The sequence below is a fragment of the Amycolatopsis sp. GA6-003 genome (assembly GCF_046267895.1).
GTDB lineage: Bacteria > Actinomycetota > Actinomycetes > Mycobacteriales > Pseudonocardiaceae > Amycolatopsis.
In genome coordinates this window covers 6867011-6880789 of record NZ_CP176499.1, presented here as the reverse complement: position 1 = coordinate 6880789, position 13779 = coordinate 6867011, and the positions used below count along the sequence as shown (strand labels likewise).

At 70.7% G+C, this 13779-nt stretch carries 16 protein-coding genes; 7 read left to right on the top strand and 9 right to left on the bottom strand.

Features of this window, described 5'->3' with window-relative positions:
• Window positions 1–133 precede the first annotated feature (133 nt).
• Window positions 134–811: a GntR family transcriptional regulator gene (locus F9C12_RS31200; protein ID WP_409462741.1), complete on the top strand. Its 678-nt coding sequence runs from the start codon at window positions 134–136 to the stop codon at window positions 809–811.
• Between the two features lie 3 nt (window positions 812–814).
• Here F9C12_RS31200 and F9C12_RS31195 read toward each other — a convergent pair whose 3' ends face one another.
• The 4 genes from F9C12_RS31195 to F9C12_RS31180 all read right to left on the bottom strand — a co-directional run bounded on the left by F9C12_RS31195 (window position 815) and on the right by F9C12_RS31180 (window position 3628).
• Window positions 815–1237, bottom strand: a complete 423-nt coding sequence (locus tag F9C12_RS31195; protein WP_409185326.1) for an EVE domain-containing protein — start codon at window positions 1235–1237, stop codon at window positions 815–817.
• Window positions 1234–1470, bottom strand: a complete 237-nt coding sequence (locus tag F9C12_RS31190; protein ID WP_409462740.1) for a hypothetical protein — start codon at window positions 1468–1470, stop codon at window positions 1234–1236. Before F9C12_RS31190 ends, F9C12_RS31195 begins: the two co-directional genes overlap by 4 nt.
• A complete protein-coding gene (locus tag F9C12_RS31185) occupies window positions 1463–1831 on the bottom strand; it encodes a VOC family protein (protein WP_409462739.1) in 369 nt (122 codons plus the stop codon). Before F9C12_RS31185 ends, F9C12_RS31190 begins: the two co-directional genes overlap by 8 nt.
• Before the next feature lie 150 nt (window positions 1832–1981).
• Window positions 1982–3628 carry a thiamine pyrophosphate-binding protein gene (locus F9C12_RS31180; RefSeq protein WP_409462738.1) on the bottom strand — a complete coding sequence of 549 codons (1647 nt, stop codon included), beginning with the start codon at window positions 3626–3628 and terminating at the stop codon, window positions 1982–1984.
• 184 nt (window positions 3629–3812) lie between these two features.
• Between F9C12_RS31180 and F9C12_RS31175 the strand changes: the two genes are divergently transcribed.
• Window positions 3813–5180, top strand: a complete 1368-nt coding sequence (locus F9C12_RS31175) for a WS/DGAT/MGAT family O-acyltransferase (RefSeq protein ID WP_409462737.1) — start codon at window positions 3813–3815, stop codon at window positions 5178–5180.
• 1 nt (window position 5181) lies between these two features.
• On the opposite strand, the gene F9C12_RS31170 is transcribed toward F9C12_RS31175, so the two are convergent.
• On the bottom strand, window positions 5182–6132 hold the full coding sequence (locus F9C12_RS31170; protein ID WP_409462736.1) for an aldo/keto reductase: 951 nt from the start codon (window positions 6130–6132) through the stop codon (window positions 5182–5184).
• An 85-nt stretch (window positions 6133–6217) separates the two neighbouring features.
• Between F9C12_RS31170 and F9C12_RS31165 the strand changes: the two genes are divergently transcribed.
• A complete protein-coding gene (locus F9C12_RS31165; protein ID WP_409462735.1) occupies window positions 6218–7447 on the top strand; it encodes an MFS transporter in 1230 nt (409 codons plus the stop codon).
• A gap of 126 nt (window positions 7448–7573) precedes the next feature.
• Here the strand turns inward: F9C12_RS31165 and F9C12_RS31160 are convergent, their stop codons facing one another.
• Window positions 7574–8956 (bottom strand): amidase, encoded by a 1383-nt coding sequence (locus tag F9C12_RS31160; protein WP_409462734.1) that lies wholly within the window; start codon window positions 8954–8956, stop codon window positions 7574–7576.
• Complete coding sequence (locus F9C12_RS31155) at window positions 8938–9885, bottom strand: D-2-hydroxyacid dehydrogenase (protein ID WP_409186906.1); 948 nt, start codon at window positions 9883–9885, stop codon at window positions 8938–8940. The genes F9C12_RS31160 and F9C12_RS31155 overlap by 19 nt, the downstream gene beginning before the upstream one ends.
• Before the next feature lie 161 nt (window positions 9886–10046).
• Here F9C12_RS31155 and F9C12_RS31150 point away from each other — a divergent pair, with 161 nt between their 5' ends.
• From F9C12_RS31150 to F9C12_RS31135, 4 genes are read left to right on the top strand one after another with little or no spacing between them, the layout of a single operon-like run.
• The gene (locus F9C12_RS31150; protein WP_409462733.1) at window positions 10047–10787 is read left to right on the top strand and encodes an Asp/Glu/hydantoin racemase; all 741 of its coding nucleotides are present in this window, start codon (window positions 10047–10049) and stop codon (window positions 10785–10787) included.
• A gap of 46 nt (window positions 10788–10833) precedes the next feature.
• The gene (locus F9C12_RS31145; RefSeq protein WP_409462732.1) at window positions 10834–11568 is read left to right on the top strand and encodes a maleate cis-trans isomerase; all 735 of its coding nucleotides are present in this window, start codon (window positions 10834–10836) and stop codon (window positions 11566–11568) included.
• Between the two features lie 3 nt (window positions 11569–11571).
• A complete protein-coding gene (locus tag F9C12_RS31140) occupies window positions 11572–12258 on the top strand; it encodes a GntR family transcriptional regulator (protein ID WP_409185316.1) in 687 nt (228 codons plus the stop codon).
• Between the two features lie 57 nt (window positions 12259–12315).
• Window positions 12316–12579, top strand: a complete 264-nt coding sequence (locus F9C12_RS31135; RefSeq protein ID WP_409462731.1) for a hypothetical protein — start codon at window positions 12316–12318, stop codon at window positions 12577–12579.
• A 131-nt stretch (window positions 12580–12710) separates the two neighbouring features.
• Here F9C12_RS31135 and F9C12_RS31130 read toward each other — a convergent pair whose 3' ends face one another.
• Window positions 12711–13211 (bottom strand): GNAT family N-acetyltransferase, encoded by a 501-nt coding sequence (locus F9C12_RS31130; RefSeq protein WP_409462730.1) that lies wholly within the window; start codon window positions 13209–13211, stop codon window positions 12711–12713.
• A 53-nt stretch (window positions 13212–13264) separates the two neighbouring features.
• Window positions 13265–13732: a DUF4262 domain-containing protein gene (locus F9C12_RS31125; RefSeq protein ID WP_409462729.1), complete on the bottom strand. Its 468-nt coding sequence runs from the start codon at window positions 13730–13732 to the stop codon at window positions 13265–13267.
• Window positions 13733–13779: the final 47 nt, after the last annotated feature.

The following is a 13779-nucleotide window of genomic DNA, read 5'->3' as shown; positions in this document are numbered from 1 at the left end:
ACTGACAGCGTACGTGCGATTTCCACGCAGCGGACGCGTCCGCTGGATAGTATATTATTTAGCGCAACGAACGGACCGGTTACCGTGGCCTGGACACCCCGCCCCGGCGGGTTGCGAAGGGGAGGCGACAGGGATGTCCACAACGCACGAGCAGGCCGGGCTCAGCAAGAGCCAGCACACCTATCAGGTGCTGAAATCCCGGATCACCGCGGGCGAGTACCCGGCCGGGCACCGGCTGGTCCTCGGCTCGCTGGCGAAGGAATTCGACGTGAGCACGGTCCCGGTGCGGGAAGCCGTCCGGCTGCTGCAGGCCGAGGGGCTGGTGCACTTCGAGCGCAACGTCGGCGCGACCGTCGCGGCGATCGACCCGGTCGGCTACGAGCACACGATGCAGATGCTCGCGATCGTGGAAAGCGCGGCGACCGCGCTCGCCGCGCCGCATCTGACGGCCGACGACCTCGCCGAGGCGGCCGAGCTCAACAACCGCATGCGCGCCGGTCTCGACCAGCTCGAACCGGTCGAGTTCACCCGGCTCAACCACGAGTTCCACGAGGTGCTCTACACCCGCTGCCCCAACCCCACCCTGGTCGACCTAGTCAAGAAGGGCTGGGCGCAACTGGCCGCGATCCGCGATTCGACGTTCTCGTTCGTGCCCGCCCGAGCGCTCGCGTCGGTCGCCGAACACGACCAGCTGCTGGACCTGATCCGCGCCGGTTCCGGTGCCGAATGGATCGAGCACTGCGCGCGGGTGCACCGGTCAGCGACGCTGGACGCGTTCCTCAGCTGGGAAGCGGATTCGCATCGCAGCTGACCTTCACCCGGTCATCCGCGCGAGGATCGTCGCGAAATCCCGCTGAGGAATGGGAAACAAGCCGCGGCGGAACGGCAGACCCCAATGCGCGGGATCGGCGATGAACGACAACTGGCCGACGAGCGGTTTGGCGTCCACCCGTGCGCAGTCATGAAAGGAAGCCGCGAGCCGCCATGGCCGGAAATCGTCGGTAACGTAGGCCTGGTAAGGCTTTTCGCCGGTGATGGTGGCCCACGCGGTAAACTGCCGGACCGGTTTACCGCCCGACAAACTGGTGCGCGGCGAGTAGAAAATCATCTCATCGCCCGGACGCGGCTGCCGAAGACGTTTGCCCGCACCGTGCTCCGCTTGGGTGAAGCCACCCTCGGCGGCGGCTTCCACGTGGTCCAGAGTGACGGTGTTGATCCAGAACCGCTGACTGTTCACGGTGCCGTCAACCCTTCGAGCAGGCCGGGCGTCGGCCTGCCGGTGAGCCGGGAGAGAGCGGAATCCGACAGGTCCACGGACGCGGTCCGGAATCCGGCGGAAGCGAGTTCCGCGAGACGCGCTGGGTTCCGGCCCGCCGCGGTGATCGTTTCCGGGTTCCGGCCCCGCGCGCCCAGCGCGGGCGAGACCTGCCGGCCGAGCGGTCCGAAAACCAGGGTGCTCGCCTCAGCCACGGTCGTGGAGGGTGATGTGGTAGCCGTCGGGGTCGGCGAAGGTGAACGTGCGGCCGAAGGGGCCGTCGATGGGCGCGGAGACGATGCGGTGCCCGTCGGCGGCGAGCGCGTCGTGAATTGCCTGGACGTCGGTGGCGAGCAGCCAGATCGCAGCGCCGAGGCCCGGCTGGGCGACGGAGGCGAGATCGGTGCCGGGAACGACCTCGCGGAGGGCGAAGGCGATCGGCTTCGTTTCGAAGACGACGGCGTGCGGAGGTCCGGCGGGCGAGCGGACGAGGCCGAGGTAGCGCTCGTAGAACGCCTGTGACGCGTCCAGGTCGCGTGCCTGGAGCGAGAGGAAATCGGGGCCGACGGCGGGCATGGTGCTGCTCCTTTGCTCGGTGTCAGGTTCCTGACATCAACCACTGTATGTCAGGAACCTGACATGAGCAAGGCCGGGGCGGCACCAACGTAGAAAGGTGTGGTGCAGACGGCCGCGAGGGGAATCAGCCAGCGTCCGGGAGGGTTCGGCTCAGCCGCGCGGTTTGCGGTACCACCGCGGCGAAGTGTTCAGCGGCGGCTTGAGCTTCGCGCGCACCACCAGCACGTTCGGCTCGTCCGATTCGACGAATTCGCTCAGCAGCCGGCGAAACGCGCGGCCGAAGCCGGACACCCGGTCCGCGTGCACGCCGAACGAGCGGGCCAGTCCGACGAAATCCGGGCTGTCCCAGTCGACTCCGCGGCGCGGCAGGCCTTCCTGGTCCTGGTCGTAGCGCAGCATGCCGTAGCCGCCGTCGTCCACCACGACGACCGTCACCGGCAGCTGTTCCTCGGCCAGCGTCGCCAAATCCCCTACCGCGTAAAGGAAACCGCCGTCGCCGGTGACGCACAGGACGCGCCCGCCGCCTGCCGCCTCGGCTGCCACGCCCGCGCCGAGCGACGCCGGGAAGCCGTAGCCGAGCGTGCCCCAGCCCATCGGGTACGCCAGCCGCCGCGGCGCGCGGACCCGGTGGAAGCCGCCGATCCAGTATCCGGCGACGCACATGTCGGCGACGATCGTCCCGTCCGCCGGGAGCACTTCCTCCAAAGTGGACAGAAAGTCGGCGGCCTGCGGCTCCTCGTCCCGGATGCGCCTGCGCACCCGGCGGCCGATCCCGGCCAGCCGCGCGGTCAGCTCGTCCAGGCCGGGCCGCGTTTCCGGGTGCAGGGATTCGACGACGCGGCGGGCGTCGCCGACCAGGGTGACGTCCGGCCGGTAGTTCTTCGCCGCGTCGCCCGCGTCGACGTTGATCGCGATCAGCTTCGGCGGCGCGGGCATCTGCCAGTTCTGCGTCATCAGGCCGTCGAAATCGGTGCCGATCGCGAGCACCACGTCGGCCTCGTCCCACAGCTGCCCGACCTCCGGCGCGTGCACCGGATTCGGGGCCAGGCAAGGATGATCGAGCGGAAGCAGGCCGCGCGCGCCGAACGTGGTCAGCACCGGCGCGGCCAGCCGCTGCGCGAGCTGCCCGATCGCTTCCCCGGCTTCCGACCGCAGCGCACCGCCGCCCGCCCAGATCAGCGGACGGCGCGCGGACGCCAGCAGCTCCGCCGCGCGCGGCAGGTCCGGCAGGTCGAGCACGCGTTCGGCGGGCGGGGCGGGCGGTTCGCGCGGCGGCGTGGTCTCGCGGAGGAAATCGGTCGGAATGCCCAAATACACCGGACCGCTTTGCGGCATCAGGGCGAGCCGGGCGGCCCGGTGCAGCGTCGCGGCGATCTGGTCCGCGCGGTGCACCGTGAACCCGGCCTTGGTCACCGGCGCGAACATCGCCTGCTGGTCGGAGGTTTCGTGCAATACGCCGCGCACGACACCCGGACGGCGCAGCGTCGACGGAATGTCCGTGGCGATCACGAGCACCGGAGCCGCGGACGCCATCGCTTCGCCGACCGCGCCGAGCGTGTTCGCCGCGCCGGGGCCGGTGGTCACGAGCGCGACGCCGAGTTTTCCCGTCCTGCGCGCATAACCGTCGGCCGCATAGCCCGCGGTCTGTTCGTGCCGGACGTTGACGAGCCGGATCCCGGTGTCCGCCAACGCCTCCCACAGCGGCAGGTTGTGGACCCCCGGCAGGCCGAACACCACCTCGGTCCCGAGAGCCGTGAGCGCGTCCCCCAGCTGCTGAGCTCCAGTCCGTCCTGCCACGCCAGCGATGGTATCCGCCTCCCGTAAGCAGCTGCAGACACGTCACCGGACAGGGTTTGTCACCGCCGCGCGGCCCGGTTGTCCCCCGGCCGGCCGCGAGATCTGAAGCACCGCCTTTTTCGTGCGTACACTCCGGGTGCCGGGGACGCCGAGGTCCCCCGGCGCGGCGGGAAGGGGTGGCGCAATGCCGTTGATGCCGGTGACCGACTCGATGTTCCTGATGGTCGAGACCCGCGAGCACCCGATGCACGTCGGCGGGCTTCAGCTGTTCCGCAAACCCGAGGGCGCCGGCGAGGACTATCTGCGCGATCTGCGCCGCTCGCTGCTGGAATCGGACAACATGCGCAGCGTGTTCCGGATGCGGCCGAGCCGTCCGGTGAACACCGTCGGGCACGTGCGCTGGTCGCGGGACACCGACCTGGAACTCGACTACCACTTCCGGCATTCCGCGCTGCCGCAGCCAGGCCGCATCCGTGAACTGCTCGAACTCACCTCGCGCTGGCACAGCACACTGCTCGACCGGCACCGGCCGCTGTGGGAAACGCACCTCGTCGAAGGACTGCGCGACGGCCGGTTCGCGGTGTACTCGAAGATCCACCACGCGCTGATGGACGGCGTTTCGGCGTTGCGCCATCTGCAAGGCACGCTGTCCGACGACCCGGCTGACCTGGACTGCCCGCCTCCGTGGGGTTCGCGCGACAAGCCCGCCGCGAACCACGACGGCCGCGCGGCCAAGTCGCCGTTCGCCCTGGTGGGCAAGACGTTCGAGCAGGTCGCGGGGATCGCGCCGGCCGCGGCGAAGGTGGCGCGCGAGGCGTTCCGCGAGCACCGGCTCACGCTGCCGATGCAGGCGCCGAAGACGATGCTGAACGTGCCGATCGGCGGCGCGCGCCGGTTCGCCGCGCAGTCCTGGCCGCTCGAGCGGGTGCGCGAGGTCGCGACCGCCGCCGGCGTGTCCCGCAACGACGTCGTGCTCGCGATGTGCTCCGGCGCGCTGCGCGACTACCTGATCGAACAGAGCGCGCTGCCGGACGCGCCGCTGGTCGCGATGGTCCCGGTGTCGCTGCGCCGCCGCGACTCCGGCGACGCCACCGGCAACAACATCGGCGCGCTGCTGTGCAACCTGGCCACCGACCTGACCGACCCGGCACAGCGGCTGGCCGCGATCTCCGAGTCGATGTCGAACGGAAAGAAGCTGTTCTCGCAGCTGTCGCCGCTGCAGACGCTGCTGCTGTCCGGGCTCAACGTGGCCCAGCTGGGCGCGTCGCCGATCCCCGGTTTCGTCGGCAACACCCGGCCGCCGTTCAACCTGGTGATTTCGAACGTGCCCGGCCCGCGCAAGCAGATGTACTGGAACGGCGCGGCGCTCGACGGCATCTACCCGGCGTCGGTGCTGCTCGACGGGCAGGCCCTGAACATCACGCTGACCAGCAACGGAGACAATCTCGACTTCGGCGTCACCGGATGCCGGCGCAGTGTCCCGCACCTGCAGCGGATCCTGACGCACCTCGACACGGCGCTGGCCGAGCTGGAATTCGCGACCCGGGTCTAGGTCAGTCGATGCCCTCCGGGCTGGCTCCGCCGACCGGCACGGCGTCCGCGACGATCCGGTTGATCTCGGCGAGGTCGGCCGGGGAGAGCTGGAAGTCGGTCGCGCTCTTTTCGATGCTGGCGGGGCGGCGGGCGCCCACGATGGCGACGTCGACCTTCGCCAGCGTCCACGCGATGGCCAACTGGCTCACTGTCGCGCCTCGTTCGTTGGCGAAAGCGGAGAGCTGGTCGACGATCTTCAGGTTGTGCCGCAAGGATTCTCCGCGGAAAGCGGACGAACGCGACCGCCAGTCCGAGGCATCGAAGACCGTCGACGCGGTCAACGAGCCGGTGAGCAGACCGCTGCCGAGCGCGCTGTAGGCAAGCACGCCGAGGTCGTGCGCACGGGCGTACGGGAGCGGGTCGGTTTCCGCGCCGCGGCGGAAGAGGTGATACGGCACCTGCACGGTTTCCACCGTCTCGTGCACTGCGCTGAGCTGCGCGGAGTCGTAGTTCGAGACCCCGACGTGGCGCACCTTGCCCGCGTCCACGAACTCTTGTAGCGTTCCGGCGACCTCGGCCGCCGGCGTCCGCGGATCGGGCCAATGGATCTGGTACAGGTCGAGATGGTCGACGCCGAGCGCGCGCAGGCTCTCGTCCACCCCTTGGGCGAGCCACGCTCGGCGGGAATCGCGGATGCGTGCGGAACCAGGATGAGTCCCGCCCTTCGTCGCGATGACGACGCTGTCGCGGCGGTGGTCCAGCTCGCTGCGCAACGCTTTGCCCAGGAGAGATTCGGCGGTGCCGTAAGCACGTGCGGTGTCGAAAAGGGTGATGCCCAGTTCGTGCGCGCGCCGGATCGCCGCGATCGCCGTGTCCTCGTCGAAACTGCCCCACTGCCCGCCGAACCCGCCGGTGCCGAAGGCGATCCGGGACACTTCGAGGCCGCTGCGGCCAAGGGTGGTCGTCCGCATGAACCGAGCACAGCATCGCCGTCTGCCCGGCGCGAATGCTCCCACGTGCTGATTATTCGGTTGACAGTCGCGGGAAACTCAGCCGGTGCGCTTCCTGGAGCCGTTGCGGCACCGCAGTTTCCGCGCCCTCGCCGCCGGCCGGACGCTCGGCGCCTTCGGCAATTCGGTCGCTCCGGTCGCCCTCGCGTTCGCGGTGCTCGACCGCACCGGGTCGGCGGTCGATCTCGGGCTGGTCGTCGGGGCCCGGTCGCTGGCGAACGTGCTCCTGCTGCTTTTCGGCGGGGTGCTCGCGGACCGGCTGCCGCGCGCGGTGATCCTGCAGGGCACCGAGACCGCGGCCGGGCTCAGCCAGGCGCTGATCGCCGTGAGTGTCCTTTGTGGATTCTCCACGCTTCCGTTCCTCGTCTCGCTGAGCGTGGTCAACGGGGCGGTCTCGGCGATGTCGATGCCCGCCGCGGGCGCGATCACCCCGCAGACCGTGCCGAGGGAGCTGCTGGCTCCGTCGAACGCGTTGCTGGGGCTGCTGATCAACGGCGTCCGCATCGCCGGGGCGGGAGTCGCCGGGGTCGTGGTGGCGGCGGCCGGATCCGGCTGGGCGCTGGCGGTGAACTCGCTGCTGTTCTTCGCCGCCGCGCTCGCCTATCACGCGGTCCGGCTGCCGAGCGGCGAACGAACGCCGGGCAGCAGGCCGATCGCCGATCTGGTCGCCGGATGGCACGAATTCCGGTCCCGCACCTGGGTGTGGGCAGTGGTGGCGCAGTTCGCGGTCGTCAACGCCGCCGGATTCGGCGCGCTCTCGGTCATCGGGCCGGTCGTCGCGGACGAGACCTTCGGCCGGTCCGGCTGGGGCCTGGCGCTGGCGACGCAGACCGCGGGCGCGCTGCTGGGCGGGATCGTCGCGGCGCATTGGCAACCGCGGCACGCCCTGTTCCTCGGGGTGGCCCTGGTGGCGTTGGACGCGCTGCCGGTGCTGACGCTCGGCTGGTGGCCGTCGTTCGTCCCGGTGCTGATCGCGATGCTGGCGGCCGGGCTGGCGATGGAGCAGTTCAGCGTCGCGTGGGACGTTTCGCTGCAGGAACACATCCCGCCCGACCGGCTCGCGCGCGTGTACTCCTACGACATCCTGGGGTCGATCGCCGCGATGCCGCTCGGGCAGATCGCGGCGGGTCCCCTCGTGCAGCACTTCGGCCGCGAGCCGGTGCTGGTCACGTGCGGAATGCTGAGCCTGGTCGCGACCGGGCTCGCGCTGTGCGGCCGCGAGGTCCGGAAACTCACGAACCGGCCGGCGGCTCCGGCCGTACCGACCGGAAGCTGACCGCGCTCGCGCTGAACACCAGCTCGTCGTCGCCGTTGAACGGCTCCATCCGAGTGCGCACGAGGCCGCGGTCGGGCTTCACCTTCGCCTCCGCCGGGTCGACGTGGAAGCTCCGCGGGCCGTACCTCACGGCGCGGCCCAGGGCCGGACCTCCTCCAGCAGCTTCGCGACCGCCAGCACCAGATCGTCCGAATGCCGAGGGCCGACGATCTGCAGGCCCACCGGAAGGCCCGCTTCGGTGCGCCCGGCCGGGACGCTGATCGCCGGCTGCTGCGTCATGTTGAACGGGTAGGTGAACGGCGTCCACTCCGGCCATTCGGTCATCCCGCTGCCCGGCGGCACGTCGTGGCCCGCCTCGAACGGCGGGATCGGGACGGTCGGCGTCAGCAGCACGTCGTAGCGGGTGTGGAACTCGCCCATCCGGATGCCGAGCGCGGCGCGCTCCGCGGTGGCGTCGAGGTAATCGCTCGCGGAGTAGGTGTGGCCGCGTTCCCACACGCGCCGCAGGCCCGGGTCGACCCGCGGTTCGCTGCCCGGCGGGAACGCGTCGAGCGATTTCGCCGCGCCCGCCGACCACAGCACGTCGAACGCGTCCTTCGGGTCGGCGAATCCGGGGTCGGCCTGCTCCACCTGCAGCCCGGCGTCGGCCAGCGACTGCACCGCCGACTGGACGATCGCCGCGACTTCCGGGTCCACGTCGACGAAACCGAGCGCCGGCGAGTACGCGGCGATCAGCCCGCGCACGTCGCGCCGCACTGCCTCGCGGTACGCGCTGACCGGCGGTGCGAGGCCGGTCGGGTCGCGGTGGTCCGGCAGCGCGAGGACGTCCAGCAGCAACGCCGTGTCGTCCACGCTGCGCGCCATCGGCCCGGCGTGCGCGAGCGGGCCGAACGGGCTCGCCGGGAACAGCGGGACCCGGCCATGCGTCGGCTTCATGCCGACGATTCCGCAGAACGACGCGGGGATCCGGATCGAGCCGCCGCCGTCGGTGCCGACGGACAGCTCCCCCATCCCCGCCGCGACCGCGGCCGCGCTGCCGCCGCTGGACCCGCCCGCCGTCATCCGCGGGTTCACCGGATTGCGCGTGATGCCCGCGAGCGCGCTGTCGGTGACGCCCTTCCACGCGATCTCCGGCGTGGTCGTCTTGCCGAGCACGACCAAGCCCGCCTCGCGCATCCGCGCCATCACCGGGCTGTCGACGTCCCACGGCTGGTCGACCGGGATGCTCGTGGAACCGCGCAGCGTCGGCCAGCCCTGGGTGAGGAAGATGTCCTTGATCGACGCCGGCACGCCGTCGAGCGCGCCGATCGGATTCCCGTCGCGCCACCGGGCCTCGGCCGCTTTCGCCTGGTCGAGCGCCCGCTCGGCGTCGACGAGGCAGTAGGCGTTGACCTCGCCGTCGCGGTCCTCGATGTTCTGCAGGGCCGCCTTCGTCGCCTCGACCGGCGAAAGTTCGCCGGTGGCGTAGGCGGCGACGAGTTCGCTGGCGGTCAGTTCCCGGTCGCCCATCCGGCGCCTCCCTGCGATTCGGACGGCACGTAGCCGAGCCGTTTGTCCACGACGTTCCACAGCGGTTCGCCGGCGAGCCAGCGCCGGAAGTTCCCCTCGAACACCTCGACCAGCGTCCGCCGCCAGCCGAGGAAGTCGCCCGACATGTGCGGGGACAGCAGGACGTCCGGCATGGTCCACAGTGGACTTTCGGCGGGCAGCGGCTCGGTTTCGAAGACGTCGAGCGCGGCGCCGGCGATCTCCCCGGCCCGCAGCGCGGCGATCAGGTCGGAGGTGACCACCAGCTCGCCGCGGCCCACGTTGACGAACCGCGCGGACGGTTTCATCGCGGCGAACGCGGCGGCGTCGAACATGCCCTTGGTCTGGTCGGTGAGCGGCGCGACCGCGACGACGTAGTCGAACTCGGGCAGATACCGCGTCAGCTCGGCGGATTCGCGCACGACGCCGAAATCCGGATCCCCGGCCCGGGCGCGGCGGCCCGCCCCGGACACCCGCATCCCGGCCGCGCGCAGCATCCGCGCGATGGCCCTTCCGATCGGCCCGGTGCCGACCACCAGCACCTCCCGCCCGGCGATCCGCTCGGTCTCGCGGTGCTGCCACGTGCCGGCGCGCTGCAGGTCGAGCGACCGCGCGAAGTCCTTGGCGAACGCCAGCACGACGCCGAGCACGTACTCGGCGATGGCGTCGTCGAACACGCCGCGCGAGTTCGTGAGCACGACGTCGCTCTCGCGCAGCCCCGGGAACAGCACCGGATCGACGCCGGCGCTCGCGATGTGCAGCCACTGCAGCCGGTCCGCCGATTTCCACGCCGCCGGGACCGCGGTGGAGAGGAAATCGTAGACGAACAACGCGTCGGCTCCGGCCAGCGCAGCGGCAAGGCCGCGCTCGTCGGTGTAACGAACTACCGCCGCCTCTTCGATAGCGGCCATGTCCGGTGGTTGGGCCGCCCCGCAGAGCACGGCCAGGACGGGAGTTTCCGGGGCGTTCACGATTGACACGGTAAAAGTGGCTCGTATGATTGTCAACAATCCGAGGACCACCCCCGGAGCACCGGACGGGCATCGGCACAGCGTATTCCGGAGGCTGAACCTTGGATCTGGACTTCCTCGCGTTCGAGGGCCCGCTCGCCCAGCGCGGCATCGGCGTGATCGCGCCGTTCGACCTCGCGCTCGAGCGCGAACTGTGGCGCTGGGTGCCGATGGAGGTGTCGCTGCACCTGGCCCGCACCCCCTACGAACCGGTCCCGGTGAGCATGGAGATGGCCCAGCTGGTGAGCGACAGCAGGCACCTCGCCACGGCCACGCGCGACGTGCTGCACGTGGAGCCCGAGGTGGTCGCGTACCTGTGCACCTCGGGCAGCTTCGTGAACGGCATCGACTACGAACGCTCCCTCACCAAGGCGATCTGCGACGCGGGCGCGCCGGACGCGGTCACCACCTCCGGCGCCCTCGTCGAGGTGCTGCACCAGCTCGACCTGCGCCGGGTCTCGGTGCTCACGCCGTACGACGCCGACCTCACCGGCAAACTCCACGATTTCCTCGCCGAGGTCGGCGTGACCACCGTGTTCAGCGACCATCTCGGACTGGGCGGCGGCATCTGGAAGGTCAGCTACCGCACCATCGCCGAGCGGATCCTGGCCGCGGACCACCGCGAAGCCGAGGCGATCTTCGTCAGCTGCACCAACCTCCCCACGTTCGACCTGATCGAACCGCTGGAGAAGGCGCTCGGCAAACCCGTGCTGACCGCCAACCAGCTGACCATGTGGGCCTGCCTGCGCCGGATGCGGCTGCCCGTCGTGGGACCCGGCCACTGGCTCCGGGAGGTGTCTTGACCGCTCCCGCTAATATTGTCGACAATCTGCGCATCCCGGAGGTTTCGTGACCACGATCGGCTTCATCTACCCCGACCACGCGGCCGAGGACGACTACCCGCTCGCGGAACAGCTTCTCGGCGGCTCCGATTCCGCCGCCGGAGCCATCAGCCTGCCGGTCGCGCACATCTACGGCACCGACTTGCACGCCGTGCCCGAACTGCTCGACCTCGGCAGCGAAGCCCGGCTCGCCGAAGGCGCCCGGCTGCTCGCCAAGCACCAGCCGGAAGCGGTGGTGTGGGCTTGCACGTCCGGCAGCTTCGTGTACGGCTGGGACGGCGCGCGCAACCAGGCCGACCAGCTCGCCAAGACCGCTGGGGTCCCGGCTTCGAGCACCTCGTTCGCCTTCGTGCACGCGGCGAAAGCCCTTGGCGTGCAACGAGTCGCGGTGGCCGCGAGCTACCCCGACGACGTCGCGCGGCTGTTCGTGGACTTCCTCGCCGCGGGCGGCGTCGAGGTGCTCTCGATGTCGAGCGCCGACATCGACACCGCCGCCGAGGTCGGCCAGCTCACGCCCGAGGCCGTGGTCGATCTGGCGGTCAGCCACGACCACCCGGACGCCGACGCGGTCCTGGTGCCGGACACCGCGATGCGCACGCTCGGCGAGATCACCGACATCGAGGCGAAGCTCGGCAAGCCCGTGCTGACCGCCAACCAGGTGACCGTGTGGGAAGGCCTGCGGCTGACCGGCGAGACCCGGCTGGTGCGTTCGCTGGGCGCGTTGTTCCGGACGAGGGGCTGACCCGTGGTCGCACTGCCTGACATAGAACCGGTGAGCCGGGAATCGACCGCCGCCGTGATCGCGCGCCAGCTGCGCGACGCGATCATGACCGGAGCCCTGCCCCCGGGAACCCAGCTCGGCGAAACCGATCTGGCCGCCCGCTTCCAGGTCTCGCGCGGCCCGCTGCGCGAGGCGATGCAGCATCTCGTGTCCGAGGGTTTGCTGCGCAGCGAACGCCACCGGGGCCTGTTCGTGATCGACCTCGAACCGGCGGACGTCTTCGACATCTACCTCGCCCGCTCGGCGGTCGAACGGGCGGCCCTGCTGTGCGCTTTCCGCGGCGACCGCGAGGCGGTGGCCACCACGCTGGAACAGAACGTGGCCGACATGGCGGCGGCCGCGGACGATCCGGCCGCGCTGTCCGAGGCTGATCTGCGCTTCCACGAGGCGCTGATCAACGCGTCGGGCAGCAAGCGGCTGGTGCGCATGGCCCGGACGCTGCTGATCGAGACGCGGATGTGCCTGACGTTGCTGCAGAGCACGTATCAGGGCGTGGAGGACCGGGTGGAGGAGCACACGCGGATCATCGAAGCCCTGCGCTCGGGCGACGAGGAGACCGCGCTGCAGCTGCTGGACGCGCACATGGAGGACGCGATCAGCCGGTTGCTTCCGGGCCGGAGCTTGAAGGACCGGGCGGCGGCCGCGGAGTGAGGTCGCGCTCCGGTGCCTGCCGTGGGCGGAGGTCATAGCCCCACCACCTCCGCCATCGTGCCGCCCAGGACCCGGTCGCGTACTTCTCCGGGCTGGGTCACGCGTTCGATCGTCGTGCGGGACAAGACTGGGTCGCCGTACGGCGGCGGAGCCGTGCACGACCACCGGGAGTCCACTGTGGTCGGTGGCCGCTCGCAGCACTGGCTCGATCCGGGCGGCGGCGCCGGGAGGCGGGGTCGGTTCGCCGATTCCGGGGAAAACCCGAGCGGCGTGGTCGATTCCGGCGACGAGCTGGCCCGCGGACACGTCCAGGCGGACTGAGCGGAAGCCCAGGAAGCGGCCGCTTGTCCGGGAGTGCTGGGCGAACTCGACCGCCGGGCGGAGGACATCGCGCAGGCGCGGCGCACGCTTCGGGAGGCCATCGCGGCGACGGAGAGCGCCGGCTGAACAGCTCAGGTTGCCGCCGGGCCCACCGTGATCCAGTATCGCCGCACCAGCCCATGGCCGGTCTGGCGAACTTCCTCCAGCACCCCGCCAGCGCGTTCGATCGTCTTGGCGGACGCCAGATTCTCCCCCTCGCACACCAAGAGCACGCGAGACAAGCCCAGCCGCCGCGCTTCGGGCAGCATTTCGCGCAGCGCCCAGGAAGCGAGACCACGGCCGCGCGCGGACGGACGGAGGCCGAAGCCGAGGTGCCCAGCCCAGCTGACGTACTCGGCCGGTCCAGTGCGCAACGCGATTCCGCCGAGCACCCGTCCGTCTTCGACCAGCCAGCGGTGGACGGCATGGTCTGCGGTCAAGGAGCCGACCCAGACGGCGAAGCCGGCCGGCGAATCGACCTGGTCCGCCGCCGAAAGGCCGAAGCCGTCCTCGTGCAAGCCCGGACCCCATTCGCGGTGTGCTTCCAGCCAGGCGCGGTGCAGGCGGACGGTGGGGGCCAGCAGTTCGGGCATGCTTCGATCCTACCGGCGGCACGCGAAGAAAACCCTGGCGCGGCAAGGGAAACTCAGCCATGCCGCACCCCCAGCACCGGCTGTCCGCCGCGGCCGGAGTTGTACCGCGGAGACCACGGGAACCAGCCCGCGGAGTCGGCGTACACCAGCTGTCTCGCTTCGATTCCCGCGCCGTAACAGCACACCGCGATATGCAGATGCGCCGTGGGAACGCTGACCTGGACGATTTCCAGCCTCGGCAACCGGGGCAGCAACCACTGTTCGCCGGGCACCGGCGGCCCGGTGCGCAGCGACTGTTCGGCCGCGGCGTTGAGCAGCCGCACCGCGTGGTGCGGCAGCAATCCGGTGACCACCAGCTCGGGCAAGCCCTGCACGGTCAGGCCCGCGGTGTACGCCCAGGGCGGCCGGGAACCCGTTCCCAGCACGCCCTGGACGCACCAGCCGTTCTCCCTGATCTCGTCGAGCACCTCGATCAGGTACTGCTCCTCCGGTCTGTCCGGTTCCTCGCACCTCTGGCACATCTCGCCCTCCTCCCCTCGGGGACCCGTCGGCGGGTCAGGGAAGAGTC